General features: G+C 45.3%; 39 protein-coding genes. 8 read left to right on the forward strand and 31 right to left on the reverse strand.

Annotated elements, in window-relative coordinates; all coding sequences use genetic code 11:
* Positions 1–75 precede the first annotated feature (75 nt).
* Entirely contained in the window at positions 76–780 is a 705-nt protein-coding gene (locus ICN29_RS06000) for a transposase (protein ID WP_216130674.1), read from the reverse strand.
* 12 nt (positions 781–792) lie between these two features.
* A complete protein-coding gene (locus tag ICN29_RS06005) occupies positions 793–3,129 on the reverse strand; it encodes a penicillin-binding protein 1A (protein ID WP_216130676.1) in 2,337 nt (778 codons plus the stop codon).
* Positions 3,130–3,234: 105 nt separating this feature from the next.
* Between ICN29_RS06005 and ICN29_RS06010 the strand changes: the two genes are divergently transcribed.
* The 4 genes from ICN29_RS06010 (at position 3,235) to aroB (ending at position 6,717) form a co-directional block, all read left to right on the forward strand.
* Complete coding sequence (locus ICN29_RS06010) at positions 3,235–3,963, forward strand: hypothetical protein (RefSeq protein WP_216130678.1); 729 nt, start codon at positions 3,235–3,237, stop codon at positions 3,961–3,963.
* A 74-nt stretch (positions 3,964–4,037) separates the two neighbouring features.
* Positions 4,038–5,081 carry a secretin GspD/PilQ domain-containing protein gene (locus ICN29_RS06015; protein WP_369411638.1) on the forward strand — a complete coding sequence of 348 codons (1,044 nt, stop codon included), beginning with the start codon at positions 4,038–4,040 and terminating at the stop codon, positions 5,079–5,081.
* A gap of 12 nt (positions 5,082–5,093) precedes the next feature.
* Positions 5,094–5,618: a shikimate kinase gene (locus ICN29_RS06020; RefSeq protein ID WP_216130680.1), complete on the forward strand. Its 525-nt coding sequence runs from the start codon at positions 5,094–5,096 to the stop codon at positions 5,616–5,618.
* Positions 5,619–5,634: 16 nt separating this feature from the next.
* Complete coding sequence (aroB, locus tag ICN29_RS06025) at positions 5,635–6,717, forward strand: 3-dehydroquinate synthase (RefSeq protein WP_255538147.1); 1,083 nt, start codon at positions 5,635–5,637, stop codon at positions 6,715–6,717.
* 5 nt (positions 6,718–6,722) lie between these two features.
* Here aroB and cyaY read toward each other — a convergent pair whose 3' ends face one another.
* Complete coding sequence (gene cyaY / locus ICN29_RS06030) at positions 6,723–7,106, reverse strand: iron donor protein CyaY (RefSeq protein ID WP_216130684.1); 384 nt, start codon at positions 7,104–7,106, stop codon at positions 6,723–6,725.
* A gap of 47 nt (positions 7,107–7,153) precedes the next feature.
* Between cyaY and lptM the strand changes: the two genes are divergently transcribed.
* Together lptM and lysA are read left to right on the forward strand one after the other, a co-directional pair.
* Positions 7,154–7,348 carry an LPS translocon maturation chaperone LptM gene (lptM, locus tag ICN29_RS10670; protein WP_223146595.1) on the forward strand — a complete coding sequence of 65 codons (195 nt, stop codon included), beginning with the start codon at positions 7,154–7,156 and terminating at the stop codon, positions 7,346–7,348.
* Positions 7,345–8,643, forward strand: a complete 1,299-nt coding sequence (gene lysA, locus ICN29_RS06035; RefSeq protein ID WP_216130686.1) for a diaminopimelate decarboxylase — start codon at positions 7,345–7,347, stop codon at positions 8,641–8,643. The genes lptM and lysA overlap by 4 nt, the downstream gene beginning before the upstream one ends.
* 73 nt (positions 8,644–8,716) lie before the next feature.
* On the opposite strand, the gene ICN29_RS06040 is transcribed toward lysA, so the two are convergent.
* Positions 8,717–9,442 carry a c-type cytochrome gene (locus ICN29_RS06040; protein WP_216130688.1) on the reverse strand — a complete coding sequence of 242 codons (726 nt, stop codon included), beginning with the start codon at positions 9,440–9,442 and terminating at the stop codon, positions 8,717–8,719.
* Positions 9,443–9,557: 115 nt separating this feature from the next.
* Here ICN29_RS06040 and yihA point away from each other — a divergent pair, with 115 nt between their 5' ends.
* Both yihA and hemB read left to right on the forward strand, forming a co-directional pair.
* Positions 9,558–10,223, forward strand: a complete 666-nt coding sequence (yihA, locus tag ICN29_RS06045) for a ribosome biogenesis GTP-binding protein YihA/YsxC (protein ID WP_216130690.1) — start codon at positions 9,558–9,560, stop codon at positions 10,221–10,223.
* Entirely contained in the window at positions 10,207–11,226 is a 1,020-nt protein-coding gene (gene hemB / locus ICN29_RS06050) for a porphobilinogen synthase (protein WP_216132065.1), read from the forward strand. Before yihA ends, hemB begins: the two co-directional genes overlap by 17 nt.
* 9 nt (positions 11,227–11,235) lie before the next feature.
* Here the strand turns inward: hemB and dsbD are convergent, their stop codons facing one another.
* The 27 genes from dsbD to rplB form a co-directional block, all read right to left on the reverse strand.
* Entirely contained in the window at positions 11,236–12,915 is a 1,680-nt protein-coding gene (dsbD, locus tag ICN29_RS06055) for a protein-disulfide reductase DsbD (RefSeq protein ID WP_216130692.1), read from the reverse strand.
* Positions 12,912–13,274: a divalent-cation tolerance protein CutA gene (gene cutA / locus ICN29_RS06060; protein WP_216130694.1), complete on the reverse strand. Its 363-nt coding sequence runs from the start codon at positions 13,272–13,274 to the stop codon at positions 12,912–12,914. Before cutA ends, dsbD begins: the two co-directional genes overlap by 4 nt.
* A gap of 67 nt (positions 13,275–13,341) precedes the next feature.
* Positions 13,342–13,737, reverse strand: a complete 396-nt coding sequence (gene rplQ, locus ICN29_RS06065) for a 50S ribosomal protein L17 (protein ID WP_216130696.1) — start codon at positions 13,735–13,737, stop codon at positions 13,342–13,344.
* Positions 13,738–13,753: 16 nt separating this feature from the next.
* Positions 13,754–14,734, reverse strand: coding sequence for a DNA-directed RNA polymerase subunit alpha (locus ICN29_RS06070; RefSeq protein ID WP_216130698.1), 981 nt, complete (start codon positions 14,732–14,734; stop codon positions 13,754–13,756).
* Between the two features lie 23 nt (positions 14,735–14,757).
* The gene (gene rpsD / locus ICN29_RS06075; protein WP_088525624.1) at positions 14,758–15,381 is read right to left on the reverse strand and encodes a 30S ribosomal protein S4; all 624 of its coding nucleotides are present in this window, start codon (positions 15,379–15,381) and stop codon (positions 14,758–14,760) included.
* Positions 15,382–15,496: 115 nt separating this feature from the next.
* Entirely contained in the window at positions 15,497–15,904 is a 408-nt protein-coding gene (gene rpsK, locus ICN29_RS06080; protein ID WP_216130700.1) for a 30S ribosomal protein S11, read from the reverse strand.
* Positions 15,905–15,922: 18 nt separating this feature from the next.
* On the reverse strand, positions 15,923–16,288 hold the full coding sequence (rpsM, locus tag ICN29_RS06085; protein ID WP_216130702.1) for a 30S ribosomal protein S13: 366 nt from the start codon (positions 16,286–16,288) through the stop codon (positions 15,923–15,925).
* A gap of 24 nt (positions 16,289–16,312) precedes the next feature.
* A complete protein-coding gene (rpmJ, locus tag ICN29_RS06090) occupies positions 16,313–16,429 on the reverse strand; it encodes a 50S ribosomal protein L36 (RefSeq protein ID WP_012357167.1) in 117 nt (38 codons plus the stop codon).
* Between the two features lie 34 nt (positions 16,430–16,463).
* Positions 16,464–16,682 carry a translation initiation factor IF-1 gene (gene infA / locus ICN29_RS06095; protein ID WP_112202623.1) on the reverse strand — a complete coding sequence of 73 codons (219 nt, stop codon included), beginning with the start codon at positions 16,680–16,682 and terminating at the stop codon, positions 16,464–16,466.
* Positions 16,683–16,686: 4 nt separating this feature from the next.
* Entirely contained in the window at positions 16,687–18,024 is a 1,338-nt protein-coding gene (secY, locus tag ICN29_RS06100; RefSeq protein ID WP_216130704.1) for a preprotein translocase subunit SecY, read from the reverse strand.
* Positions 18,025–18,041: 17 nt separating this feature from the next.
* The gene (gene rplO, locus ICN29_RS06105; RefSeq protein WP_216130706.1) at positions 18,042–18,482 is read right to left on the reverse strand and encodes a 50S ribosomal protein L15; all 441 of its coding nucleotides are present in this window, start codon (positions 18,480–18,482) and stop codon (positions 18,042–18,044) included.
* Between the two features lie 24 nt (positions 18,483–18,506).
* Positions 18,507–18,695 carry a 50S ribosomal protein L30 gene (gene rpmD / locus ICN29_RS06110; RefSeq protein ID WP_216130708.1) on the reverse strand — a complete coding sequence of 63 codons (189 nt, stop codon included), beginning with the start codon at positions 18,693–18,695 and terminating at the stop codon, positions 18,507–18,509.
* A gap of 24 nt (positions 18,696–18,719) precedes the next feature.
* Positions 18,720–19,238 (reverse strand): 30S ribosomal protein S5, encoded by a 519-nt coding sequence (gene rpsE, locus ICN29_RS06115; RefSeq protein WP_068947703.1) that lies wholly within the window; start codon positions 19,236–19,238, stop codon positions 18,720–18,722.
* Positions 19,239–19,256: 18 nt separating this feature from the next.
* Positions 19,257–19,610: a 50S ribosomal protein L18 gene (rplR, locus tag ICN29_RS06120; RefSeq protein WP_216130711.1), complete on the reverse strand. Its 354-nt coding sequence runs from the start codon at positions 19,608–19,610 to the stop codon at positions 19,257–19,259.
* A gap of 13 nt (positions 19,611–19,623) precedes the next feature.
* Positions 19,624–20,157, reverse strand: a complete 534-nt coding sequence (gene rplF / locus ICN29_RS06125; protein WP_216130713.1) for a 50S ribosomal protein L6 — start codon at positions 20,155–20,157, stop codon at positions 19,624–19,626.
* Between the two features lie 10 nt (positions 20,158–20,167).
* Positions 20,168–20,563: a 30S ribosomal protein S8 gene (gene rpsH / locus ICN29_RS06130; RefSeq protein ID WP_011901914.1), complete on the reverse strand. Its 396-nt coding sequence runs from the start codon at positions 20,561–20,563 to the stop codon at positions 20,168–20,170.
* 24 nt (positions 20,564–20,587) lie between these two features.
* Positions 20,588–20,893, reverse strand: coding sequence for a 30S ribosomal protein S14 (gene rpsN / locus ICN29_RS06135; RefSeq protein ID WP_011901913.1), 306 nt, complete (start codon positions 20,891–20,893; stop codon positions 20,588–20,590).
* Between the two features lie 9 nt (positions 20,894–20,902).
* The gene (gene rplE / locus ICN29_RS06140; RefSeq protein ID WP_216130715.1) at positions 20,903–21,445 is read right to left on the reverse strand and encodes a 50S ribosomal protein L5; all 543 of its coding nucleotides are present in this window, start codon (positions 21,443–21,445) and stop codon (positions 20,903–20,905) included.
* Positions 21,446–21,461: 16 nt separating this feature from the next.
* Positions 21,462–21,770: a 50S ribosomal protein L24 gene (gene rplX / locus ICN29_RS06145; RefSeq protein WP_088525614.1), complete on the reverse strand. Its 309-nt coding sequence runs from the start codon at positions 21,768–21,770 to the stop codon at positions 21,462–21,464.
* Positions 21,771–21,779: 9 nt separating this feature from the next.
* On the reverse strand, positions 21,780–22,148 hold the full coding sequence (gene rplN, locus ICN29_RS06150; protein ID WP_011901910.1) for a 50S ribosomal protein L14: 369 nt from the start codon (positions 22,146–22,148) through the stop codon (positions 21,780–21,782).
* A 184-nt stretch (positions 22,149–22,332) separates the two neighbouring features.
* Positions 22,333–22,602, reverse strand: coding sequence for a 30S ribosomal protein S17 (gene rpsQ / locus ICN29_RS06155; RefSeq protein WP_216130717.1), 270 nt, complete (start codon positions 22,600–22,602; stop codon positions 22,333–22,335).
* 12 nt (positions 22,603–22,614) lie between these two features.
* Positions 22,615–22,809 carry a 50S ribosomal protein L29 gene (gene rpmC, locus ICN29_RS06160; protein WP_216130719.1) on the reverse strand — a complete coding sequence of 65 codons (195 nt, stop codon included), beginning with the start codon at positions 22,807–22,809 and terminating at the stop codon, positions 22,615–22,617.
* Between the two features lie 14 nt (positions 22,810–22,823).
* Positions 22,824–23,237: a 50S ribosomal protein L16 gene (gene rplP / locus ICN29_RS06165; RefSeq protein ID WP_071464443.1), complete on the reverse strand. Its 414-nt coding sequence runs from the start codon at positions 23,235–23,237 to the stop codon at positions 22,824–22,826.
* A gap of 2 nt (positions 23,238–23,239) precedes the next feature.
* Positions 23,240–24,067, reverse strand: a complete 828-nt coding sequence (gene rpsC, locus ICN29_RS06170) for a 30S ribosomal protein S3 (protein ID WP_216130720.1) — start codon at positions 24,065–24,067, stop codon at positions 23,240–23,242.
* Between the two features lie 8 nt (positions 24,068–24,075).
* Positions 24,076–24,408 carry a 50S ribosomal protein L22 gene (gene rplV, locus ICN29_RS06175; RefSeq protein WP_215358374.1) on the reverse strand — a complete coding sequence of 111 codons (333 nt, stop codon included), beginning with the start codon at positions 24,406–24,408 and terminating at the stop codon, positions 24,076–24,078.
* 7 nt (positions 24,409–24,415) lie between these two features.
* Positions 24,416–24,694, reverse strand: coding sequence for a 30S ribosomal protein S19 (rpsS, locus tag ICN29_RS06180; protein WP_216130723.1), 279 nt, complete (start codon positions 24,692–24,694; stop codon positions 24,416–24,418).
* Between the two features lie 20 nt (positions 24,695–24,714).
* Entirely contained in the window at positions 24,715–25,545 is an 831-nt protein-coding gene (gene rplB / locus ICN29_RS06185) for a 50S ribosomal protein L2 (protein ID WP_216130725.1), read from the reverse strand.
* Position 25,546 lies beyond the last annotated feature (1 nt).

The following is a 25,546-nucleotide window of genomic DNA, read 5'->3' on the forward strand; positions in this document are numbered from 1 at the left end:
CATTTATTGATGTGGCGCACCAAAATAAACTATTTAAATGGGGACAGAGTTGTATACCCTCACCCTAGAAAAATTCTAAGTTACTGAATTTATTAGCTTAATTTTTCTAGGGCGGCCACGATCCCGAATTTGGGTGAGCTCTGGATCATCTTTAAATAGCTTTTTAGCATAAATATCACTAACCCAAGGCTTTGATCGAAGCAAGGCTTCCGTAATTTGCTGGTCCTCCCAGTGGGGCGCCCCATCTTTTACAAAGCTGGCCCAGCTCATTTGTCTTTCAAAAGGGGTATTACCCAACTTCCAAAAGTGCTGGTGGTCAACCAACCAAGACTCTGCATTTCCCCCAATATGGCTTGCAAAGCTAGTCCAACTGGAATCTTGGGGGGTGGATTCATAACCTGCCCTGACTGGATTTAACTCGATATAGCGTTGGCAACGTAAAAAATAATCTGGATCAATTAAGGAGGAGCGATAACGTCCCTCCCAAATGGTTCCAGATCGTTTGTGCTGTTGATTGAAATACTGCACATAACGTCTACCCAAGGACTGCATTGTTTTAGCGAGCGACTCTTTGTTTTGCGGCGTCATCAACAAATGCACATGATTGGGCATTAATGCAAATGCATGGACTGCACAACCAAATTGTTTTGCGGCCTCTCGCAACCAATCTAAATAAGTGCGACGGTCTTCAGAACTAAAGAAAAGAGTTTCTCGATTATTGCCACGAACCATCACATGCATTACTTGGCCAGGTATTACAGTGCGCGCTTGCCGAGCCATTTTGAAAACGAACTACTGAAGTTCGCGGGGGGCGCCACTACGAGAAAACTCAGGGATAAACCAATCGCCGTCAGCTTGTGTCACACCAGTTGGAACTTCACGTGATTCTTGTGGCACATCTTTTAGAGCTACAGACATGTAAGAGATCCACATTGGTAAAGCAAGCCCACCACCCGTTTCGCGATCACCCAAGCTAGCTGGCTTATCAAAACCAATCCAAGCAATCGCCACTATTTTGGGGTTGTAGCCAGCGAACCAAGCATCATGAGATTCATTGGTAGTGCCAGTCTTTCCAGCAATATCACTGCGACCCAATTTAGCTCTAGCGGATGCAGCCGTGCCAGTCTTAGTCACCTCTTGTAGCATGCTATCCATTACGAAAGCAGTGCGTGCATCTAAAACACGTGTAGCACCATCGCCAACACGAACAGGTTTAGCCTCAAATAAAACCTCCCCTTTAGAGTCCATCATCTTATCGATTAGAAAGGGGTCTACACGATAGCCGCCATTTGCAAACACGCTGTAGGCTGAGGCCATCTGCAAAGGCGTTACCGAACCTGCTCCCAAAGCCATCGTCAAATAAGGTGGATGTTTTTCAGGCTCAAAACCAAACCGCTGAATATATTCTTGGGCATATGAAGGGCCGATTGCACGAATCACGCGAACTGAAACTAAATTCTTAGACTTTGCTAATGCTGTACGCAAGCGCATCATGCCTTCATATTTACCATCGTAGTTCTTTGGCTCCCAGGCCTGACTGCCCGTCTCCATGCTACCAATTGATAAAGGCGCATCGTTCACCATAGTGCTTGGTGTAAAACCTTTTTCAATTGCAGCGGCATAAATAAAAGGCTTGAAAGAGGAGCCTGGCTGACGCAAGGCTTGAGTCACGTGGTTGAACTGATTGCGGCGGAAATCGAAGCCGCCAACGAGAGACAAAATTGCGCCCGTATCTGCATTCATAGAGACGAAAGCTGCCTCGACTTGGGGCAACTGCGCTAACTTCCAAGTGCCACCATCCAATAGTAGCCTCACTACCGCGCCCGGGCGTAAACGTTTTTTGGGCTGAGTACTATCGGTAATTGATGCGGAAGCTAATTTCATGCCATCACCTTTTAAAGTGACCGTATCGCCTGTAGCAATCATGACTTGCATTTCTTTTGGCTTCACATCAAGGACAACGCCAGACTGCAAATCATCTAATTGTGGATAAGCAAGCAAAGCCTCATCAATGGCGCGTTGGCGCTTAACGCGATCCTCAGGAAGATCAATAAAACCCTCTGGACCACGATAAGCGTGACGTAAGTCATACTCAAAAATACCGCGACGTACAGCTTTATACGCGGCGTCTTGGTCCGCTTTTAAGATCGTTGTGTAGACATCGATTCCTTGGGAGTAAATAGCCTCACCATATTGGTTAAATAGTAACTGGCGCACCATTTCTGCAGGAAAGTCTGCACGTACCGCAAATTCATTGCCCAAACCGCGAATGCGCAACTCCTCAATCATGGCCTTTTGATACTCCTCTGGGGAGATATATCCAAGGTCACGCATGCGTTGCAATATATATTCCTGACGAATCTTAGCGCGACGAAAATTGCTAACTGGGTTGTACGCCGAGGGGGCCTTAGGCAGGCCAGCTAACATTGCAGACTCTGCAATCGTGATGTCTTTTAATTCTTTACCAAAATAAATCTGGGCTGCACTCGAAAAACCATAAGCCCTCTGACCTAAGAAAATCTGATTCATATAGATTTCGAGAATCTTATCTTTGGTTAGTTGAGACTCGATTTCCCAGGCTAGTAAAACTTCATAAATTTTTCGACTAAAAGTTTTCTCATTGCTCAGGAAAAAGTTTCGAGCCACCTGCATGGTGATGGTGGAGGCGCCTTGAGATAAATGCCCACGCAGATTAGTCAAAGTGGCCCGCAAAATCCCCACATAATCGACCCCGCCATGAGAGTAGAAGCGATCATCCTCGATAGCCAAAACAGCATTGCGCATACTTTGTGGAATTTCATCCAAAGGGATAACCTTACGGCGCTCTTCGCCAAACTCGCCAATCAAAACCTTATCGGCCGTATAAATCCGCAGAGGGGTTTTTGGGTTGTAATCTGTTAAAGCCGAGATTTTCGGTAAATTGGGCTTGGCTACTAAAAATGCGTAGCCCATCAGCAGCATTACCACTAAGGCAAATACCACGCCAATAATCAACATTGCCTTCACCAAAGGATTACTAGAAGATTTACGGGGTGAACCAGGCCCTACTCGGGAATATCGCGGACCTTTATCGAGCTGACGGATTAGTCGTTGGTTTTGCGGCGGCTTGTCTTTTGGGGGGAAGGCCATAAGCTCAAATTATATGGTGCTTAAGTAATTTCCCTAAAAGCTCTAAAAGCCTAGTTTTTGAGCTTTTAGAGGTGTCTTTGCTGACATCAGCTTCAAACTATGCTGATGGCTATTCTTAGGCTAAACCTGAAAAATGTAGGCATGCCATCACGCCATATTTCTCCACAATCTTTTGATGAAATTTTGAGTGAGCTTGGTGATGATCCAGCGATTCCTGATCCCCATGGGATACGTAAAACTGCTTCCTCCAAAAGTCCTCCTCTAGAGCATCCAAAACTGAGCAAAGAGGGCGCCCAGCTAGATGCCTTAAGTAATCCAAATCTTTTGAATCAACTCCAAAAATTGGGAGGATTTTTTGCTTTTGGGGCGTGTTTAATAATTATTGGTATTGCGCTTTTTATTGCCTATGGGGCTCTAAAAACAAGTTTTGAAGCTACCCTCCAAGAGTCCCAGAAGGAAATTTCTGAGCTTAAAAAAGAATTAGCCATACTGCGCACTGAACTACAAAGTGAACAAGATGATCTATATGAAGCCATAGATTCAATAGAAGTGAGTATTCACTCATTAATAGAGAATAAACCAACTAAACAAGTTTTTACGAAGCCTCAAGCGCATCCTCATGAGGCTGAACTGCGTCGCTGGCGTTATTTGGGGGCGAGTGAAATGGGTGGTTCTCGCCAGGCGTTTTTTCATACTGGGAAGAGCAATGTGATGTTTCAAAAAGGGATGCTTGTTTTGGGGGATTGGCGATTGACCCAGCTTGAGAAAGATCTCGCAACCCTAACCCATAGCCAAGGCAAAACCTTACACATTAAACCCTCCAAAACCGAATGAAGCAAAGTCTAAAACCCGCACATCAATACATACAAAAATTTAGCCTTTGTCTTGGCTTTTTATTCATTTTTTGTGTGAGTCCAATTGGTGCCAACACGTCTGGACAAAACTTAATGGAAACGCCTATTAGTTTGCAATTTACCGATATTGAAGTGTCAGAGCTTTTACAAGCTCTTGCAGCACTGGGTAACACCAACTTTTTGTTAAGTGAATCGATTAAGGGGAGGATTACGGTTGATCTCAATAACACGCCATGGCAAACAGCACTCCACTCAATTCTAGCGAGCAGAGGATTGCGCCTAGTTCGCAACGGTGACATTTACTGGATTGGGCCTCATGCGGAAATTGCTGCGTTTCAAAAGCATCGTCGTGAAGATGCGGCCCTACCCTTTGGTGGCGACCATATTAATAGTCCAAGGCAAATACTCATTGAGGCCCGCATTGTAGAGGCTGATGAGCGCTTTGCCCGCGAACTGGGAGTTAAGCTGGGCTACCAAGCAAACTCTTTGGGAGGTAACTCAGATAAAACAATCTCTAGTAATTTTGATTTGGGTGGATCAGGCTTAAGTGGCTTTAATCCAGCAACCGTGGCTGCAACTTTAGTCTCCCGAAACGGTAGTCGTCTTTTGCAAATGGAACTATCGGCCCTTGAATCGGATGGTCAAGGGAAAATTCTTTCTAATCCGCGCATCATGACAGGGGATCAAGTCAAAGCTACTATCGAACAAGGTACTGAGCTCCCCTATCAAACTACCTCACAAAATGGCAGTAAATTGCAATTTCGGAAAGCCAATTTACGCTTAGAAGTTTTACCAAAAATTCATCCTGACGGAAAAATCTCCATGCTAGTTGGGATTAATAAGGACACCATTGGCATGAAAACAGAGCAGGGATATGCAATTGACACTAAAAGCCTGAGCTCAGAGGTCACCGTTGAAAACGGGGGAACAGCCATCATTGGGGGTATTTTTCAAACAACCGCTAGGGAGGATGAAGTCAAAATCCCCTTACTAGGAGATATTCCTCTAATTGGCCACTTATTTCGCCATAAATCTAAATTACAAGATAAAACTGAACTACTTGTCTTCCTAACCCCTACCGTTCTCGATAAACCCTAATAAAATCGAAGGGTGAACTCCCCGAAAAACAATATCTTTCTGATTGGCCTTATGGGTGCCGGAAAGTCGACCGTCGGAAAAGTGCTAGCCAAAAAATTAGGGCGCCGCTTTCTAGATGCTGATCATGTGATTGAAGAGCGCTGTGGCGTCAAGATTCCAGTTATCTTTGAGATGGAAGGTGAGGCAGGATTTCGCAAACGAGAAGCACAAGTCATTCGAGAAATTACAGCTGAGCACGAGATTGTCCTGGCTACCGGTGGTGGGGCTATTTTATTTCCCGATAACCGTCAAGCGCTAAAGGAGCGCGGCACCGTCATTTATCTACATGCAAATCCAAATGAACTTTGGCATCGCACTAAAGGTGGCGATGGACGTCCCTTGCTTCGTAATGGTGATGCCAAAAAAATTCTGGAAAATTTATACACTATTCGCGATCCCCTTTATCGCGAAATCGCCGATCATGTGATTGAAACTGGCAAACCCAGCGTCAATCAGCTGGTCAACACCTTAATTATGCAACTTGAACTTTCTGCTTAAATACATTGGCGCTATGATGAAAACACTTGAAGTTGATCTTGGTAACCGAAGCTATCCAATACATATTGGCACTGATCTAATTGATCAAGCCAGCTTATTTGGGGCCTGTGAAAAAGCAACTTCAATTTATATCGTTACTAACACTACGGTTGCCCCGCTCTACGCTGCCCGCCTAACTAAGACTCTAGAAGCCTTTGGTAAACCTGTTAGAACCATCACCTTGCCTGACGGCGAATCGTATAAAGACTGGAAAAATCTTCAGCTCATTTTTGATGATCTATTAAAGTTTGGTGCGGATCGCCAAACCATGTTGATTGCCTTAGGTGGCGGCGTGATTGGCGATATGACAGGTTTTGCTGCAGCCAGCTTTATGCGTGGCATTCGTTTCATTCAAGTTCCGACTACCTTATTGGCTCAGGTTGATTCTTCTGTTGGTGGCAAAACTGGCATCAATCATCCTTTGGGTAAAAACATGATTGGGGCATTTCATCAACCTGTTGCTGTGGTTGCTGATCTCAACACGCTGAAGACCTTGCCGCCAAGAGAGCTCTCTGCTGGCCTTGCCGAAGTGGTGAAACATGGCGCTATCGCTGATACCAAATTTTTAGATTGGATCGAAACAAATGCGGTGGCATTGCTAGCCTGCGACACAAGCGCAATGGGGCATGCAGTACTTCGTTCCTGTGAAATTAAATCTGCAGTAGTTTCTGCAGACGAAAGGGAGGGTGGCATTCGTGCAACTCTAAACTTTGGTCATACCTTTGGACATGCGATAGAAGCTGGCATGGGTTACGGCGAATGGCTTCACGGGGAGGCTGTTGGCTGCGGTATGGTGATGGGTGCTGACTTATCTTGTCGTTTAAACCTCATCAGCAAGGCTGAGCTCGAGCGGCTCACTAACATTATCAAATCAATGAATCTGCCTATTGTTCCCCCTAAATTTGGCGCAGAACGCTATTTGGAACTGATGCAGGTTGATAAGAAAACAGAGGGTGGCCAAATTCGCTACGTGATCTTGGAAAGAATGGGCAAGGCTCAAATCAAGAGCGTACCCGATACCCTCGTGATCGAAACTTTAGTTTCTACTGGTGCAGCCTAAAGTTCTTAAGACTTGATCAAAGTGATCTTGACTGCTTGGCCAGCCTGAGTGCTAGCAAACTGCGTCAAATCACTTAATAGCTCTCTACCGGTTTTGGTGTCCAACCACAAAGGCGTAGCCATGGTTCCAGCCCAACGGTAGTGGTAGCCACCAGACTTAGCGGCCACCCAAATTTCATGTAAAGGTGGCTGGGTATTCACCACAATCACACTTTTATCCCTAAAGCGGATATTAATAACATTGCCTCCTTGGCGCTCTACATCCAAATCTAGATCTAATTCGTCATCAGCAGCCTCCAAAGCCGCCTCAATAGACTGTAATAAATTACTACCCAGTTGATGAAACTGCTTGTCATCAATGGCTTCCACGCTCAAATTATTTGGATTCATCCCAGAGTCCTGCATGCTATATTCAATCATTCGTTTTAGAGACATTCATGATAGCGATTCTCAATAGAGCCTTTGGCATTACCCTTGTAATAGCCCTTGCTGGATGTGGGGTTAGGGGTCCACTATTTATGCCAAATACGCCTAATGTGCCGCCAGCACCTACAGAGCCAGAACCTAAAGGCAAGCTCTATCCACCACAAACCCCTCCTAGCACAAGCAATTCATCACCGGCAAAGCAATGACAAGCAAAGCACTTCCTCTTCCTAAATTATCTGGATTTACTGAGCGTGACGGTACTTGGTATGCCGAAGAAATTCCGCTGGCAGATTTAGCAAAAGAATTTGGTACACCACTATATGTCTATAGTAAAAAATCGCTGACTGAGGCCTACCAAGCTTATGACAAGGCTTGTATTGATAACAAAGGTAAACGTCGTGCACGCGTGCATTACGCCATGAAAGCAAATAGTAATTTGGCAGTGATTGATTGCTTCAAAAAACTTGGCGCAGGGTTCGACTTAGTGAGCGGCGGAGAATTAGCTCGCGCATTGGCAATTGGTGCCGATCCTAAAAGCCTCGTCTTCGCTGGTGTAGGTAAATCCGCCTCTGAGATCGCTGCTGCCTTAGATGCTGGGGTTAAGTGCATCAACGTTGAATCGATTGCCGAGCTTCACAACATTAATCGCGTGGCAAGTAAGCTCAGCTGCCGTGCGCCTGTCTCTTTACGCGTTAATCCTGATGTCGATGCACAAACACACCCTTATATTTCTACTGGCTTAAAAGGAAATAAATTTGGTATTGCATATCATGAGGTTTTAAAAACATATCGTGAAGCCAGCCAACTCTCACAGATTGATGTGGTTGGCATTGACTGTCATATCGGCTCACAAATCACTACTACTGCGCCCTACTTAGATGCCTTAGATAAAGTTTTAGATTTAGTTGAGCAGCTCAAGAAGGAAGGCATCGTAATTCACCATCTTGATTTAGGTGGTGGCCTTGGAATTTCCTATAGCGATGAAACACCACCTGATATCACCGAGTTCACGAATACGCTTTTAAACCATGTGGCAGAACGAGGCTTTGCTCATTTAGACATTGTTCTAGAGCCAGGCAGATCTTTGGTTGGTAATGCTGGAGTGCTCCTCACTACTGTTCAATACCTTAAACCTGGTACTGAGAAAAACTTCTGCATAGTTGATGCTGCTATGACAGAGCTGCTACGTCCAGCCTTATATGAAGCACATCATGGCATTGTTCCAGTACAAGCTAAAGAAGTTAATAGCTTGACCTATGATGTTGTTGGGCCTGTTTGTGAGTCTGGAGATTGGTTAGGAAGAGATCGTAATCTTGCTGTGGAGGAAGGCGATCTTCTAGCAATTCTTTCAACTGGCGCTTATGGTTTTGTCATGGCCTCTAACTACAATACTCGCCCCAAACCAGCTGAAATTATGGTTGATGGAAAAAATGCTTACGTCATTCGTGCACGTGAAAAAATATCTGACCTATTTATAAGTGAAACTGTTTTGCCAAAGTAGCTTTCTAAAACATACTGTAAATAAAAACCCCGCTACATGAGCGGGGTTTTTATTTGAAGCTCAGAATAATTTCTTAATGCAAACCTGCCATGTAATCAGCAACTGCTTTCATTTCTTGATCAGAAAGCTTAGTAGCAATCGTAGTCATTTGAATGCTATTTTTACGAACGCCTTCACGGAATGCAAGTAGCTGTGCATTGGTGTAATCAGCCCATTGACCACCTAAGAGTGGATATTGAGCAGGAATGCCAGCACCTGTTGGACTATGGCAAGCAGCGCAGGCTGGAATGCCCTTCGCCGCAATACCGCCGCGGTAAATACTTTGACCCAACTCAATGGTTTCTTTGTTTTGAGCAACGCCTTGCGAAAGGGCTTGCTTACCTAAGTATGCAGATATGTTTTGCATATCTTGCTCAGTCAAAGCTGCAGACATGCCCATCATGATTGGGTTAGCACGAGTGCCCTCTTTGAAATTTTTCAATTGCTTGTTCGTGTATGCAGCATGTTGCGCAGATAACTTAGGCCATGTACTAACAGCGCTTTGACCTTTAGGGCCATGGCAAGTAATACAAGCTACAACGCCGCGGGAAGTATCGCCGCCGTTATAAAGAGATTCACCAGCAGCAACATCAACCTTTGGTTTGCCTGGCACTGTAGCCTTCGCTACAGCTTCAGGAGCCATCGGAGCGGCATCGGCAGCCATAGCAGCCCCAGAAATGCCGATCAGAGTGAAAATAGAGAGAACTGCGAAACCAGCTCGTAAGCTAGTTAATTTGGAGATTTTGGGGCTTTGACGCATTATGTTTACCTTGGCAAAAATTCCTAAAAGTGTTTGGGCCCTGTATTTACAATCCTTTTACCCAACACCGTGAGATATTTCATGATTTTGCGTGATTTTACAATAGCTTCAGGACATGTCTAAACTCTTTCAAGCCCGATTCGCCACCACAGTCAATGACACCCATTGCCTGCCTGCCACACCCTTGCGTGAGGTGGCCTTTGCTGGTCGCTCAAATGCTGGAAAATCCAGTGCCATTAACGTCCTATGCAATCAAAAAAGGCTCGCTTTTGCTAGTAAAACGCCCGGCCGAACCCAGCATATCAACTACTTCGGACTCTTCGCCAAAGATGACCTTTTAGCCTATCTGGTGGACTTACCAGGCTACGGCTATGCGGCAGTGAACCGTGAGACCAAATACCACTGGAATAGCCTCCTGAGCGACTATCTTCAGGAACGTGAGCAGTTGGTGGGTATGGTTCTGATTGTGGATGCCCGGCGCGGTATTACCGACCTAGATGAACAAATGATTCAGTGGTTTGTGCCAACCGGCAAACCGATCCATATTTTGCTCAGCAAATGCGACAAACTCAATAAAAGTGAGTGCAAGCATGCTCTTGAGGCGGTTCAGAAGCAATTACAACAGTACGATCCTGCCTTGCCAGATGGCACGGGCGAGTCTAAGCAACTTACGGCACAATTATTCTCAAGTACAAAACGTATTGGTCTTGAAGAGGCAGATAATTTAGTTATTAAATGGCTATTTGAAACAGAAACCCATGAAGATGAAATCACAAGCTAACTCTTTGCTCAACTTTCCGGGGCACCGCCCTCGCCGCATGCGTCGCGATGATTGGTCGCGCCGTCTGATGCAAGAAAACGGTATTTCTGCGAGTGACTTGATTTACCCCGTATTCCTGCTGGAGGGTAAAGGTAAATCTGAAGCAGTTGCTTCGATGCCGGGTGTTAATCGTGTCTCATTAGACTTACTGTTTAATGTTGCCCAAGAATGTGTGGATCTGGGAATTCCTGTATTAGCTTTGTTCCCAGTGATTGATGCTGCATTAAAAACTCCGGATGGTAAAGAGGCATACAACCCGAAAGGTCTGGTGCCAACAGCTGTTGCTGAATTAAAGAAACGCTTCCCCAATTTGGGCATCATGACTGATGTTGCACTTGATCCCTATACCAGTCATGGTCAAGATGGTGTTCTTGATGATCAAGGCCGCATACTCAATGATGAGACCAGCGCAATTTTAGTTCAGCAAGCCATTGCTCAAGCCCAGGCTGGTGTCGACATCGTTGCGCCATCAGACATGATGGATGGCCGTATCGGAAAAATTCGAGAAGCACTCGAACAAAAGAAATTAATTCACACACGCATCATGGCTTATTCAGCTAAATATGCCTCTGCGTTTTATGGTCCATTTAGAGATGCAGTTGGCTCAGCCAAGAACCTCGGTAAAGCAGATAAAAAAACGTATCAAATGGACTACGCCAATGGGGATGAGGCTTTGCGAGAGGTTGCTCTTGATATCAGCGAGGGGGCTGATATGGTCATGGTCAAGCCTGGAATGCCGTATCTAGATATCGTGCGTCGCGTCAAAGAGGAATTTAATTACCCCACTTATGCCTATCAAGTGAGCGGTGAATATGCCATGCTCAAAGCTGCTGCACAGAATGGTTGGCTCGATCATGACGCCGTGATGATGGAATCTCTTCTGGCATTTAAACGGGCTGGTGCAAATGGTGTATTGACTTACTTTGCAATCGAGGCAGCGCGCTTACTTAAAGCAACCAAGTAAGTCGATAAGCTATTTACCTTGAGAAGCTTTTTTTAAGCGCTCAATGAAACGTTGAGGTGGCATATAACCAATCACGCGTTGATCTGCCTGCTCTTGCGAATCAAGATTGAAAATCAAAATGCCTGGTGGGCCATATAAACCAAAGCGCTTCAGCAATGCTTGATTATCAGGACTATTCGTAGTCACATCCGCTTGCAGCAAAACAAATTGCTTTAATGCTTGACTCACTTCTGCGTTGGCAAAAGTATTGATCTCCATCTCTTTACAGCTGATACACCAATCTGCATAAAAATCGAGTAAGACTAATTTTTGATCGCGCTTTGCTTGGCTAAGCTGTGCATCAAGCTCCGCTGGCGAATGAATCACCACAAAAGACAAATCACCAACTGGATGAATAGTTTGTCCATTCATGATTTTTACGGGCCCGCTTGCATCATTCTGGCCAAGCAAAGGAGATGCAATCCAGGCTGCAGTCGCTACGAGCAAAACACCCAAGGTACGCTGTAACCAGACCATCCAAATGCCGGTAGATGGAATCAAAATACGTGCCTCAATGGCAATAAAGAGGAGCGGCAAACCCATGCCTAAAGCCATAACAAAAAGTAATCCGGCCCCTAAAGACATAGAGCCAGTTTGGGCAATAAATGCCAATACGCCTGCTAAGGGGGCAGTAATACAGGGGCTTGCTACTAAGGTTGAGATACCGCCCAAAGCAAAGGCGCCAAACACGCTACCACCCTTCTGGCGACCTGCTAGACGATCAACCTGCTGATGCCATGAATTTGGCAAACGAAGCTCATACAGCCCAAATAAACTCCCTGAGAGGGCTAGTAGCAATAAGGCAAAGGCAGCCAGTGCAACTGGGCTTTGCAGCGCCCTTTGTACACTACCACCCAGAGCTGCCATCAAGGTTCCAGCCAAGGCATATACCAAGGCCATGCCTAAAACATAAGAGAGTGCTAATAAGCTGGCGCGCCCCTTAGAAATCGTTTTGCCGCCTTGGGAACCAAAGATCACACTAGAAAGAATTGGAAGCATCGGCAACACACAAGGCGTAAATGCCAACGCAAGACCTAAAACAAAGAAAGCTAAGAACAAATAAGCAGTAAAAGTATTCGCTAAAAAGCGACCAATAGCATTAACGTCATCTCGTTCACGCCATAAATCAGCCAGACTAAATTCGGTTTTGGGCTGGCCTGTAACATTTTGTAATCCTTCAAGTTCTTCTGGGATCGGCGCTGCTTTAACGCCGGGCCCTGCCAGCAAAAACTTTAGGGTCGTGGGCGGATAACAAATGCCAGCTTCTGCACATCCTTGAAGACTGACTTGGGCGTAAATAGGTTTTCCAAGTACAGGTTTGATGTCCAATAAAACCATCAAGGGCTGCTTATAAACCTGTAGTTTTTTCTGGAAAGTCTCATCAAACTTTTCAATGCCATTAGGTAATGCAGGCCTTACATTAATTAGCTTTCCAGGCTCAATACCAATCGCAAAATGAAGAGATTCCCGATAGATGTAATACCCCTTAGCAGGAATAAATTCAACCTCAAGCTGCTTAGAATTTTCTAACCAAGTAGCCTCTACGCGGAAAGCTTTTTCTGGTGGCAAAAAATCTGGCGCTGCAAATACTTGCGCCGATAAGAGCAGTAGTAGCCCAAAAATCTTTCCCAGAAAAAAATTGAATTTCATGTCTTTGAATATACCTCCGAGCTAACCCACTGTGCATATTGCTGCTCGTATTGTTCAGGTGAAAAAGCCAAAATCTCCGGAAGATCATAAGGATGGCTTTCTTTTATGAATGCGCAGATCTCTTCCCATTGGTGGGACATCGTTTTTGCAGACAAGAGAATCTCTTGCTCCTCGCAAACCTTCCCTTCCCAGCGATAGACCGAATAAATCCCTTCATTAATCTGAATACAGGCCGCAAGATGTGCCTCAACCAGAGCTTTAGCTAAGGCTGTAGCAGTCTCCATATTCGGCAAACTAGTAACAACCACTAGAAGCTTATTGGGATTGGCTAATGGGCTCACTAAGGGGTTTTGAGGCATACCGTATTTATAAACCTATAAATGAAAAAAGCCAGACCGAAGCCTGGCTTTTGAATAGTTTCGAGACTTAAGCCTCTTCAACTACTGCTGCTGTTTCATCAACTTCTGGACGATCAAGCAACTCAACCAATGCCATTGGCGCATTATCGCCATGACGGAAGCCAAACTTCAAAATTCGAAGGTAGCCGCCTGGACGTGTTGCATAGCGTGGACCAAGCTCTGTGAAGAGTTTAGCAACGATATCGCGATCACGTGTGCGATTAAATGCCAAGCGACGGTTTGCCAAGTTATCTTTTTTACCTAAAGTAATTAAAGGCTCAACAACCATGCGCAATTCTTTTGCTTTTGGCAAAGTGGTTTTAATCACTTCGTGCTCCAAAAGAGAATTGGACATATTGCGCAGCATCGCCAAGCGATGTGAGGATGTTCTGTTTAGTTTGCGTAAGCCGTTTCCGTGACGCATGATGCTTCCTTTCTAATTATTTCTCGAGGTTAGCTGGAGGCCAGCTTTCGAGTTTCATGCCAAGACTTAAGCCACGAGCAGCCAATACGTCTTTAATTTCGTTCAAAGACTTACGACCCAAATTAGGCGTCTTCAACAATTCATTCTCTGTACGTTGAATCAAGTCACCGATGTAGTAAATGTTCTCAGCCTTCAAGCAGTTTGCAGAGCGAACTGTGAGCTCGAGGTCATCAACTGGACGCATCAACATTGGATCAACCATTGAAGAACGGCTTGGTGCAAGATCACCAGAAACTTCGCTGCTCTCAAGAGCTGCGAACACAACCAACTGATCAACCAAGATGCTAGCCGCTTGACGAATTGCTTCTTCAGGAGACAGCACACCGTTTGTTTCGATAGTCATTACGAGACGATCGAGGTCGGTACGTTGCTCAACACGAGCAGATTCAACAGCATAGCTAACACGGCTTACTGGGCTAAACGAGGCATCCAACACGATACGGCCAATAATCTTGGTAGTCTCATCGTTGTATTGACGCACGTTACCAGGTACATAGCCACGACCTTTTTCAACCTTGATCTGCATATCTAGCTTACCGCCAGCGGATAGGTGAGCAATTACGTGATCAGGATTCATGATTTCTACATCATGCGGAAGATCGATATCTTTTGCTGTAACGACGCCTGGGCCTTCTTTACGTAAATTGATAGTGACTTCATCGCGGGACTGCAACTTAAAGACGATACCTTTGAGGTTCAACAAGAGATTTACTACGTCCTCTTGAACTCCGTCCAAAGTGGAGTATTCATGAACAACACCTGCAATTGCTACTTCAGTTGGAGCATAACCAACCATCGAGGACAGAAGTACACGACGTAATGCATTTCCGAGTGTGTGGCCATAGCCACGCTCGAACGGCTCCATAACAACCTTAGCTTGGTTGGTGGTAAGCGCTTCAACAGAAATAATTTTTGGCTTGAGCAAATTTGTTTGCATATTTTTTCCTTGATAGTGCCTAATTAGCGTGAATACAATTCAACGATCAAACTTTCATTAATTTCACCGCTGATTTCTTCGCGGTCAGGCACCTGCTTGAATGTTCCTTCCAGCTTTCCTGCATCAACTGAAACCCAGCTGATAGCAGTCATTTGCTGAACCAAGTTGAGTGATTCTGTAATACGTGTTTGCTTCTTCGCTTTTTCACGAATAGCAACCACATCACCAGGTTTAACCTGAATAGATGGAATATTCACTGGGCTACCATTGAGCAAAATTGCACAATGAGAAACCAACTGACGTGCTTCTGCGCGGGTTGAACCGAAACCCATGCGATAAACCACGTTGTCGAGGCGTGACTCAAGCAACTGGAGCAATGTTTCACCAGTGTTGCCCTTACGACGCTCTGCTTCTGCGAAGTAACGACGGAATTGGCGCTCTAATATGCCGTAGATACGTTTAACCTTTTGCTTTTCACGCAATTGATTACCGTAATCTGATGTTCTTGAGCCAGATGTACGACCATGTTGACCAGGCTTAGTATCTAACTTGCACTTGTCTGACAGGGCGCGACGTGCGCTCTTTAAAAATAAGTCGGTACCTTCCCGACGTGCTAATTTGGCCTTAGGCCCTAAGTAACGTGCCACGATGCTTTCCTTTCTTTGCCGCAGTCTTGCGACCGGCGGTGAGTTCACCCTTTAAATCAGATGAACAGTGGGCTTTTAATAAAAAATACTAAACTTTTACTACTAACTCCGCAGCTTAAATACGACGACGCTTTGGAGGACGGCAACCATTATGTGGAACTGGAGTTACGTCTTGAATCTCAGTGATCTTGATGCCCAAAGAGTTCAAAGCGCGTACTGCTGATTCACGACCTGGGCCTGGACCCTTGATCTGAACTTCCAAGTTCTTGATACCGCATTCAACAGCAGCTTTACCAGCTACTTCTGCAGCTACCTGAGCAGCAAAAGGTGTTGATTTACGTGAGCCTTTGAAGCCCTGGCCGCCAGAAGTTGCCCATGAAAGTGCATTTCCTTGACGATCAGTGATCGTAATAATAGTGTTGTTAAAGGAAGCGTGAACGTGCGCGATACCGTCAGCAACGTTCTTCTTAACCTTCTTACGCGTACGCTGTGAAGCAGTAGAAGCGGATTGTTGTTTTGCCATGTCAATAAACTTTCTTGATTATTTCTTCAGTTGCACGCCAGACTTACGTGGGCCCTTGCGGGTACGCGCATTAGTCTTAGTACGTTGTCCACGCACAGGCAGACCCTTACGATGGCGTACGCCACGATAGCAACCTAAGTCCATCAAACGCTTGATGCTCATAGTTACTTCACGACGAAGGTCACCTTCGGTAATGAACTTACCTACTTCATCACGCAACTTTTCCAAGTCAGCGTCAGTAAGATCTTTGATTTTTTTGGAGATAGCAACACCTGTGGTTTGGCAAATTTTGCGAGCACGAGTTGTGCCAATGCCAAAAATTGCTGTCAAACCAATGACAGTGTGTTGATGATTTGGGATATTTACCCCAGCGATACGTGCCATGAGATTTCCTCTTAATTAACCAGATCAGCCTTGACGCTGCTTATGACGTGCATCTGAAGAACAGATCACACGCACAACGCGTTTGCGCTTAATGATCTTGCAATTTCTGCAAATACACTTAACGGATGCTAAAACTTTCATAACTCACCTCTTAAAAATAGGTACTACTGAATCTTTACTTCGCCCGGAATATGATTCTGGCGCGCGTCAGGTCGTAAGGAGTCATCTCCACCGTTACCTTATCTCCCGGCAAAATACGGATGTAATGCATCCGCATCTTTCCGGAAATGTGCCCTAGAACCACATGTCCGTTTTCCAGCTTCACGCGAAACATCGCGTTCGGCAAATTCTCAACAATCTCTCCCGCCATCTGAATTACATCGTCCTTAGACATTCAGTTAGGCGCCCATATTAAAGTTGGCTTTTTTCATCAAAGAGCCATACTGCTGTTGCATCACGAATGACTGAACCTGAGCCATGAAATCCATTGCAACAACAACAATAATCAACAGCGAAGTACCGCCGAAATAAAACGGCACGTTGTACTTCAATACTAAAAATTCTGGTAACAGACACACTAAAACCATGTAAATCGCACCGGCTAATGTCAAGCGCACCAAGATCTTATCGATATAACGTGCTGTTTGATCGCCTGGGCGAATGCCTGGAACAAATGCGCCGCTCTTCTTAAGGTTCTCAGCAGTATCACGGCTGTTAAATACCAAAGCGGTATAGAAGAAACAGAAGAAGATAATCGCTGCTGCATACAGAATGGTGTACACAGGCTGACCTGGAGCCAAAGTAGCCGCCAAATCCTTAATAATTCTGCTAAACATATTATTCGTTTCGCCTGATGTGAACCAGCCAGCAATGGTTGCAGGGAACAAAATAATTGAAGAAGCAAAAATGGGAGGAATAACACCTGCCATGTTTAACTTCAATGGGAAGTAAGAGGACTGGCCGCCATAGATCTTGTTGCCAACTTGACGCTTAGCGTAATTTACTAAGATACGGCGCTGACCGCGCTCTACAAATACTACGAAATAGGTTACCGCTACGCAAATCACAACGATGAGCAAGGCAGAAATAATATTCATTGAGCCAGTGCGAACTAACTCCAACAAGCTAGCTAATGCGTTTGGCAAACCAGAAACAATGCCACCAAAAATAATGATAGAAATGCCATTGCCAAGACCACGCTCAGTAATTTGCTCGCCAAGCCACATCAGAAACATCGTGCCAGTTACCAAAGTCACTACGGTATTGAGCTCAAACATTAAACCTGGATTAACTACTAGGCCTGGCTGAGCTTGTAAAGCAACTGAAATTCCTAAAGCCTGGAAAGTAGCCAACAGAACAGTGCCATAACGGGTGTACTGAGTAATCTTACGTTGACCAGCTTGGCCCTCTTTTTTTAATGCCTCTAAAGATGGAACAACAATAGTCATTAACTGCATGATGATCGATGCAGAGATGTAAGGCATGATTCCCAAAGCAAAAACTGTGAAGCGTGATAATGCGCCGCCTGAGAACAAGTTAAACATTCCCAAGATACCGTCTTTTTGACCTGCAAATAACTGAGCCAATTGGTCTGGATCAATACCAGGAACTGGAATATGAGCACCCAAACGGAACACGAGCAAAGCCAACACCAAGAAAATCAAGCGTTGGCGTAATTCGCCAAACTTGCCTCCTGCTGATGCAGTGCCTGCGTTATTGGTAGGTGCTAATGCCATATTAAATAAAAGACCTATTAAGCTGCTTCAACCAGTTTGCCGCCAGCTGCTTCGATAGCTGCTTTAGCGCCGGCAGTAGCTGTAACACCCTTGAGGGTTACAGCAATCTTGAGTTCACCAGTTTTAACAACCTTAACGGCATTGATTTGCTCACCAGCAAAACCGTGCGCCTTCAAAACTAATAGGTCTACTTCTGGCAAATTAATTTTTGCTAAGTCGTTCAAAGTGATTTGACCAACGTGACGACGCGTCAAAGAAACGAAACCGCGTTTTGGTAAACGACGATACATCGGCATTTGACCGCCTTCGAATCCAACCTTGTGGAAGCCACCGGAACGGGATTTTTGACCTTTGTGACCACGGCCAGCAGTTTTACCAAGACCAGAACCAATACCGCGACCAACGCGACGACGGTTTTTCTTGGAGCCCTCTGCGGGTTTGAGTGTATTAAGTTGCATATTATTCGCCTATTTACTTGCTAGTTAGCTAACAACTTTAACTAGATAAGAAACTTTATTAATCATGCCGCGGACAGCTGGAGTGTCTTCCAATTCAGAAACTGAATTGATACGACGAAGGCCTAAGCCGCGTACAGTTGCACGATGACTTTCGCGTGTGCCGATCAAACTGCGTACTAATTGCAGTTTGACTTTGGAGTTAGATTTTGTCATTTGTAGATTCCTAATCTTTTAGTCTTAGCCGAGAATCTCTTCAACTGACTTGCCGCGCTTAGCAGCAATCTCAGCAGGAGTACTCATCTTGCTTAAACCATCAATCGTTGCGCGAACTAAGTTGTAAGGGTTTGTAGAGCCGAGAGACTTGGCTACAACGTTGGTTACACCCATGACGTCGAAAATCGCACGCATTGGGCCACCAGCAATAATTCCAGTACCGTCTTTAGCTGGAGAAATCAAAACGCGTGATGCGCCATGTTGACCAGTAACAGTGTGCTGCAAAGTGCCCTTACGCAAGGAAACCTTAATCATCTTACGACGCGCTTCGTCCATTGCCTTTTGAACAGCAACTGGAACTTCTTTTGATTTGCCTTTACCCATGCCGATGCGGCCATCGCCATCGCCAACTACAGTGAGTGCGGCGAAGCCGAGAATACGACCACCCTTAACCACTTTAGTTACACGATTAACAGCGATCATCTTCTCGCGAAGACCATCATCACGCTCTTCGTTTTGCATCTTAGTTTGCATTTTTGCCATGTTTTTTCCTAAACCCTATTAGAACTTCAGGCCGGCTTCACGCGCAGCTTCAGCTAAGGCCTTAATACGGCCGTGATAACGATGACCGGAACGATCAAAAGCAACATCAACAACGCCTGCCTTAACAGCACGCTCGGCAACTAACTTGCCAACTTGTTTTGCAGCTTCAGCGTTGCCGCCGTTTTTGATCGCTTGGCGCAAATCTTTTTCCATTGTTGAAGCAGCTGCTAGTACTTTGGTTCCGCATGGGCTATAAACCTGCGCAGAAATATGTGAATTGCTACGGATAACTGTTAAGCGATTTGCCAATGCTTCGGCAATGCGAATACGAGTCTGCCGAGCACGTCTTTGTCTGGATTCGTCTTTATTCATTTTCTAATCTCGCTTACTTCTTCTTAGTTTCTTTTAGATGCACAACTTCGTCGACGTAGCGAACGCCTTTGCCTTTGTATGGTTCTGGTGAACGGTATGCGCGAACTTCAGCTGCGACCTGGCCAACTTGCTGCTTGTTGAAGCCTTTAATAATGATTTCCGTTTGCGATGGAGTCTCAGCTTTTACACCCTTTGGTAGCGTGTAAATAATGTCGTGTGAGAAACCCAACTGCAACTTCAATGTTTCGCCTTGTGCAGCAGCACGGTAACCAACACCTACCAAGCTGAGCTTGCGCTCAAAGCCAGCAGTTACGCCAATAACCATGTTGTTAACCAAAGCACGTGCCGTACCTGACTGCGCACCAGCTTCTGGTGAGTCATTATTGACAACAACTGTCAATACGCCGTCTGCTTGTTTTAAACCAACTGAAGGGTGCAAGTTATGTGTCAAAGTGCCTAATGGGCCTTTGACAGTAATGTTTGCACCGTTGATGCTGATTTCAGCGCCCTTAGGAACTGTAATTGGTGATTTGCCTACGCGGGACATATTTCTCTCCTTAAGCTACGTAGCAAATAACTTCGCCGCCCACGCCTGTTGCACGTGCTTTACGGTCTGTCATTACGCCTTGAGGGGTTGAAATAATTGCAATGCCCAAGCCATTCATTACTTCTGGAATGTCATGGCGGCCTTTATAGATACGCAGACTTGGTGTTGAAACACGGTCAATACGCTCAATAACAGGACGACCTGCATAGTATTTAAGATCAATATGGAGCACTGGCTTAGCTGCCTCACCTTTGATTTCAAAACTTTCGATATAGCCTTCATCTTGCAACACTTTTGCGATGGCTACTTTAACTTTTGACGACGGCATCAAGACTACGGGCTTCTGCACTGCTTGCGCATTGCGGATCCGGGTCAACATGTCGGCGATTGGATCGCTGATACTCATGAGTTCTCCTAATTCTTTCGCCGCTTACCAGCTGGCCTTGGTTAAACCGGGGATTTCGCCACGGAAGGCGATTTCACGAATCTTGCTACGGGCCAAACCGAATTTACGGAATGTGCCACGTGGTCGACCGGTTAATGAACAACGATTTCTTTGACGAATCGGACTTGCATTACGTGGAAGTGCCTGTAGTTTCAAGCGAGCTTCATAGCGCTCTTCATCGCTGCGTGATTGATCAGCAATGATCGCTTTGAGTTCAGCACGCTTTACAGCGTACTTCTCTACAGTTTTTGCGCGCTTATTCTCGCGCTCAATCAGGGATAGTTTTGCCACGTTAGCCTCTTAATTGCGGAAAGGGAATTTGAATGCTGCCAACAAAGCTTTTGCTTCTTCGTCGGTTTTAGCAGTCGTCGTAATACTGATATTGAGACCACGGAGGGCATCAATTTTGTCGTATTCAATTTCAGGGAAAATAATCTGTTCTTTAACACCAATGTTGTAGTTACCACGGCCGTCAAATGCTTTACCGGAGATTCCACGGAAGTCACGTACGCGCGGCAATGCAACAGTAACGAAACGATCTAAGAATTCGTACATGCGTTGACCACGCAATGTCACCATGGCACCGATTGGGTAGCCTTGACGAATTTTGAAACCTGCAATCGCTTTTTTAGCTTTAGTTACAACTGGCTTTTGGCCTGCAACTTTAGTTAAATCTCCAACTGCATTTTCGATAATTTTCTTATCGTTCACTGCATCGCCTAAGCCCATATTCAGGGTTACTTTGGTGATGCGTGGAACTTGCATTGCAGACTTGTAACCAAATTTGGCAATCAAATCAGCAACAACTTTTTGTTGATAGTGTTCTTGAAAACGTGTGCTCATAATTTCTCCGTGCCCCTTATGCGCTTAATGTTGCGCCAGTGGTTTTGAGGAAACGCTGTTTTTTACCATCAACGAGTTTGATACCAACACGTGATGGTTTGCCGTTACCGTCAACCAAAGCCACATTAGAAATGTGAACAGGCATAGTCTTGTCAATCATGCCGCCGGTTACACCAGCAGCTGGGTTTGGCTTAACGCTCTTTTTATAAATATTTACGCCTTCGATCACTAATTTGTTCTCGAGAACGTCCGTTACAGTTCCTTGCTTGCCTTTATCACGGCCAGTCAACAAAACTACGGAATCACCTTTACGAATTTTTTTCATATCAGCCTCTTAAATCACTTCGGGGGCGAGAGAAACGATCTTCATGAACTTTTCAGTACGCAATTCGCGTGTAACTGGTCCAAAGATACGTGTGCCAATTGGCTCTAACTTAGCGTTGAGCAAAACTGCAGCGTTTGCATCGAACTTAATCAATGAACCGTCTGGACGGCGAACACCCTTAGCTGTTCTGACTACAACAGCGTTATAAATATCGCCTTTTTTTACACGGCCACGTGGAGCAGCTGACTTAACGCTGACTTTGATGACATCACCAATACTGGCGTAACGACGCTTAGAGCCGCCCAATACCTTGATGCACAAAACTTCACTGGCGCCTGTGTTGTCGGCGACCTGCAATCTACTTTCGGTTTGTATCATTTCTAATCCCCAACTTATTGGCCAAAGGCAAACAGTCTTGGTTCCGTCTAGGGGCTTTAACGAAGGCTAAAACCCGGAATTAATGAAAAACACTACTTCTCCAATAAAACCAGAGAAGCCTTCTATTCTACTACGTAAAACAGGGATTTTGGAAGAATCTTCACCAAAATCCCATAAAAATACCTTAAATACCCTTTGAAGCCTCAACTAAACGGGTAACAACCCATGATTTAGTGCGTGAAATTGGCTTAGATTCAGCAATTTCAACGGTATCACCCATCTTGTATGTGCCAGCTTCGTCATGAGCGTGGTACTTCTTGGACTTGCCAACGTACTTACCAATCACTGGATGCTTCACTTGACGCTCAACCAAAACCGTCACAGTTTTTTGCATTTTGTCACTAACAATACGGCCTACGAGGGTGCGGCGTAAGGGTTTAGATAATTCTGTCATATCCCTTTTTCCTTATTTCTGTGCAGTCTTTTGGGTAATAAAAGTCTTTACGCGAGCGATGTCGCGCTTAGTCTTACCCAATTGACTAGTATTAGTGAGTTGCTGAGTGCCCTTTTGCATACGGAGCTTAAAGTTAGTCTTTAAGAGCTCTGTTAATTCTGCGTTCAAGCCAGTCAGATCTTTAATTGCTAATTCTTTATTTTTCATAATCTCTATCCCGATCAACCTAAGTGGCGAATCACGAAAGTAGTCTGTAAAGGTAATTTAGCGGCAGCAAGCTTGAAAGCTTCGCGCGCCAAAGTCTCGTCCACACCATCCATCTCGTAAAGTACTTTGCCTGGTTGAATTTCAGCTACGTAGTACTCTGGGTTACCTTTACCGTTACCCATACGTACTTCAGCAGGTTTTTGTGAAATTGGCTTGTCTGGGAAAATACGGATCCAGATACGGCCACCACGTTTAATGTGACGGGTCATTGCGCGACGTGCTGACTCGATTTGACGAGCAGTTAAACGACCACGGCCAACGGCCTTTAATCCAAAGTCACCAAAGGCTACAGAACTACCGCGTGTTGCCACACCAGTGTTACGGCCTTTTTGTTCCTTACGATACTTGCGACGCTTTGGTTGTAGCATGCTTACTCTCCTGACTTCTGCGTATCTGCGGCCGGCACTTCAACCTTACGCACACGCTTGATTGCTGGCTTAGCAGCAACTAATGGCTTATCGGTTCCAGCAGCTGGTTTACGAGCAGCCGTTTTGCTTGGAGCACGACGAGTTTTCTTTTCTTCAGCGGCTGGCTCAATGGATGGAGAAGCTACTGGAGCGTCAGCACCACGGCCCAATGTGTCACCTTTGTAAACCCAAACTTTTACACCAATGATGCCGTAAGTTGTTTCAGCCTCAGATGTTGCGTAATCAATATCAGCCTTCAATGTATGAAGTGGAACGCGACCTTCACGGTACCATTCACGACGAGCAATCTCAGCGCCATTCAAACGACCAGATGACATGATCTTGATCCCTTGTGCGCCAAGGCGCATTGCGCTTTGCATCGCACGCTTCATCGCACGACGGAACATGATGCGCTTCTCTAACTGCTGGGTAATAGAATCAGCGATCAATTGCGCATCAACTTCAGGCTTACGAATTTCTTCAATGTTCACGTGAACTGGAACACCCATACGCTTTTGTAATTCGCGGCGGAGAACTTCAATGTCTTCGCCTTTTTTACCGATCACTACGCCTGGACGTGAGCTATAAATAGTAATGCGGGCATTCTTTGCTGGACGCTCAATGATTACTTTACTTACGGACGCATTCTTTAACTTCTTCTTCAAATAGATGCGGACATCAACGTCCTCTTTGAGCATCTTTGCAAAGTCAGTGTTATTTGCATACCAGCGTGATGTCCAATTCTTTGTTACCGCGAGTCGGAATCCGGTGGGATTTATCTTTTGGCCCATATCTTTCCTTAGTTACTCAAGGTCACGCTAATGTGACAAGTTTGTTTTTCAATTTGATTACCACGACCCTTAGCGCGTGCAGTGAAACGTTTCAAGGATGTTCCTTTATCAACGATGACCGCTGATACCTTAAGCTCATCAATGTCAGCGCCTTTATTGTGTTCAGCATTTGCAATCGCTGATTCAACTACTTTTTTCACAATGAAGGCAGCTTTTTTGGGGCTGAAATTCAAAATGTTTAATGCGCGGGCAATCGGCAAACCACGAATTTGATCAGCGACCAAACGTGTCTTTTGCGCTGAAATGCGGGCGCTCTTGTGAATAGCTTTAACTTCCATCATCATCCCCTTACTTCTTCACAACTTTCTTGTCAGCAGAGTGACCTTTGAAAGTACGGGTCAAGGCAAATTCGCCTAACTTATGACCCACCATGTTTTCTGATACATAAACCGGAACGTGTTGACGACCGTTATGAACAGCGATTGTCAGACCAATGAAGTCTGGAAGAATCGTTGAACGGCGTGACCAAGTTTTAATCGGCTTTTTGTCTTTGTTAGCCTGTGCGACTTCAACTTTATTTACCAAGCTGGCTTCGCAAAATGGGCCTTTTTTAGCTGAACGTGTCATATCTATTTTTCCTTAATCGCTTAGCGCTTTTGACGGCGTTGAACGATCATCGATGTTGTACGTTTGTTACGACGTGTACGATAACCTTTGGTTGGAGTGCCCCATGGAGATACAGGTACGCGGCCTTCGCCAGTCTTACCTTCACCACCACCATGTGGGTGATCTACTGGGTTCATCGCCACACCGCGAACGGTTGGACGAATACCACGCCAGCGATTTGCACCAGCTTTACCAATGACGCGCAAGCTGTGCTCTTCATTACCAACTTCACCAATAGTGGCGCGGCACTCAATCAGAACGCGGCGAACTTCACCAGAGCGCAAACGCACTTGGGCGTATACACCCTCGCGAGCTAGCAATACTGCAGAACCACCAGCAGAGCGTGCAACTTGTGCACCTTTACCTGGCAGAATTTCAACGCAGTGAATGGTGCTACCAACTGGAATATTGCGAATAGGCAAGTTATTACCAGATTTAATTGCTGCTTCTGAGCCATTCATGATTGCTTGGCCAACAGTCATGCCTTTAGCAGCAAGAATGTAACGACGCTCGCCATCAGCAAACACGATCAATGCAATATTTGCACTGCGGTTTGGATCGTATTCCAAGCGTTCAACTTTTGCTGGAATACCATCTTTATCGTTGCGCTTGAAATCCACAACACGATAGTGATGCTTATGACCACCACCTTTATGACGGGTAGTGATGTGACCATTATTGTTACGACCCGCTTTTTGGAATTGTGGCTCTACCAACGCTGCAAAAGGCTTGCCTTTATGCAGGTCAGGATTGACCACCTTGACCATAGAACGGCGACCTGGTGAGGTCGGTTTTGTCTTCATCAAAGGCATG

The organism is Polynucleobacter nymphae, assembly GCF_018882155.1.
GTDB classification, from domain to species: Bacteria; Pseudomonadota; Gammaproteobacteria; order Burkholderiales; family Burkholderiaceae; genus Polynucleobacter; species Polynucleobacter nymphae.

Bases quoted from the DNA above. Each gene is read 5' to 3' on its own strand.
- rplR (WP_216130711.1), bottom strand. From the start codon at position 19,610: ATGAATAAAGACGAATCCAGACAAAGACGTGCTCGGCAGACTCGTATT.
- lysA (WP_216130686.1), top strand. From the start codon at position 7,345: ATGACAAGCAAAGCACTTCCTCTTCCTAAATTATCTGGATTTACTGAG.
- aroB (WP_255538147.1), top strand. From the start codon at position 5,635: ATGAAAACACTTGAAGTTGATCTTGGTAACCGAAGCTATCCAATACAT.
- yihA (WP_216130690.1), top strand. From the start codon at position 9,558: ATGTCTAAACTCTTTCAAGCCCGATTCGCCACCACAGTCAATGACACC.
- ICN29_RS06005 (WP_216130676.1), bottom strand. From the start codon at position 3,129: ATGGCCTTCCCCCCAAAAGACAAGCCGCCGCAAAACCAACGACTAATC.
- infA (WP_112202623.1), bottom strand. From the start codon at position 16,682: ATGTCTAAGGACGATGTAATTCAGATGGCGGGAGAGATTGTTGAGAAT.
- hemB (WP_216132065.1), top strand. From the start codon at position 10,207: ATGAAATCACAAGCTAACTCTTTGCTCAACTTTCCGGGGCACCGCCCT.
- rpsH (WP_011901914.1), bottom strand. From the start codon at position 20,563: ATGAGTATCAGCGATCCAATCGCCGACATGTTGACCCGGATCCGCAAT.
- cutA (WP_216130694.1), bottom strand. From the start codon at position 13,274: ATGCCTCAAAACCCCTTAGTGAGCCCATTAGCCAATCCCAATAAGCTT.
- rplO (WP_216130706.1), bottom strand. From the start codon at position 18,482: ATGCAACTTAATACACTCAAACCCGCAGAGGGCTCCAAGAAAAACCGT.
- rpsS (WP_216130723.1), bottom strand. From the start codon at position 24,694: ATGACACGTTCAGCTAAAAAAGGCCCATTTTGCGAAGCCAGCTTGGTA.
- rplF (WP_216130713.1), bottom strand. From the start codon at position 20,157: ATGTCCCGCGTAGGCAAATCACCAATTACAGTTCCTAAGGGCGCTGAA.
- rplX (WP_088525614.1), bottom strand. From the start codon at position 21,770: ATGAAAAAAATTCGTAAAGGTGATTCCGTAGTTTTGTTGACTGGCCGT.
- rplP (WP_071464443.1), bottom strand. From the start codon at position 23,237: ATGCTACAACCAAAGCGTCGCAAGTATCGTAAGGAACAAAAAGGCCGT.
- cyaY (WP_216130684.1), bottom strand. From the start codon at position 7,106: ATGAATCCAAATAATTTGAGCGTGGAAGCCATTGATGACAAGCAGTTT.
- rpsM (WP_216130702.1), bottom strand. From the start codon at position 16,288: ATGGCACGTATCGCTGGGGTAAATATCCCAAATCATCAACACACTGTC.
- rpmD (WP_216130708.1), bottom strand. From the start codon at position 18,695: ATGACAAAATCTAACTCCAAAGTCAAACTGCAATTAGTACGCAGTTTG.
- rpsC (WP_216130720.1), bottom strand. From the start codon at position 24,067: ATGGGCCAAAAGATAAATCCCACCGGATTCCGACTCGCGGTAACAAAG.
- rpmC (WP_216130719.1), bottom strand. From the start codon at position 22,809: ATGAAAAATAAAGAATTAGCAATTAAAGATCTGACTGGCTTGAACGCA.
- rplB (WP_216130725.1), bottom strand. From the start codon at position 25,545: ATGCCTTTGATGAAGACAAAACCGACCTCACCAGGTCGCCGTTCTATG.
- rpsQ (WP_216130717.1), bottom strand. From the start codon at position 22,602: ATGACAGAATTATCTAAACCCTTACGCCGCACCCTCGTAGGCCGTATT.
- secY (WP_216130704.1), bottom strand. From the start codon at position 18,024: ATGGCATTAGCACCTACCAATAACGCAGGCACTGCATCAGCAGGAGGC.
- ICN29_RS06000 (WP_216130674.1), bottom strand. From the start codon at position 780: ATGGCTCGGCAAGCGCGCACTGTAATACCTGGCCAAGTAATGCATGTG.
- rplQ (WP_216130696.1), bottom strand. From the start codon at position 13,737: ATGCGTCACGGAAACGGCTTACGCAAACTAAACAGAACATCCTCACAT.
- ICN29_RS06040 (WP_216130688.1), bottom strand. From the start codon at position 9,442: ATGCGTCAAAGCCCCAAAATCTCCAAATTAACTAGCTTACGAGCTGGT.
- dsbD (WP_216130692.1), bottom strand. From the start codon at position 12,915: ATGAAATTCAATTTTTTTCTGGGAAAGATTTTTGGGCTACTACTGCTC.
- rplN (WP_011901910.1), bottom strand. From the start codon at position 22,148: ATGATACAAACCGAAAGTAGATTGCAGGTCGCCGACAACACAGGCGCC.
- rplV (WP_215358374.1), bottom strand. From the start codon at position 24,408: ATGATGGAAGTTAAAGCTATTCACAAGAGCGCCCGCATTTCAGCGCAA.
- rpmJ (WP_012357167.1), bottom strand. From the start codon at position 16,429: ATGAAAGTTTTAGCATCCGTTAAGTGTATTTGCAGAAATTGCAAGATC.
- ICN29_RS06010 (WP_216130678.1), top strand. From the start codon at position 3,235: ATGGCTATTCTTAGGCTAAACCTGAAAAATGTAGGCATGCCATCACGC.
- ICN29_RS06070 (WP_216130698.1), bottom strand. From the start codon at position 14,734: ATGCAAACAAATTTGCTCAAGCCAAAAATTATTTCTGTTGAAGCGCTT.
- rplE (WP_216130715.1), bottom strand. From the start codon at position 21,445: ATGAGCACACGTTTTCAAGAACACTATCAACAAAAAGTTGTTGCTGAT.
- lptM (WP_223146595.1), top strand. From the start codon at position 7,154: ATGATAGCGATTCTCAATAGAGCCTTTGGCATTACCCTTGTAATAGCC.
- rpsK (WP_216130700.1), bottom strand. From the start codon at position 15,904: ATGGCAAAACAACAATCCGCTTCTACTGCTTCACAGCGTACGCGTAAG.
- rpsE (WP_068947703.1), bottom strand. From the start codon at position 19,238: ATGGCAAAAATGCAAACTAAGATGCAAAACGAAGAGCGTGATGATGGT.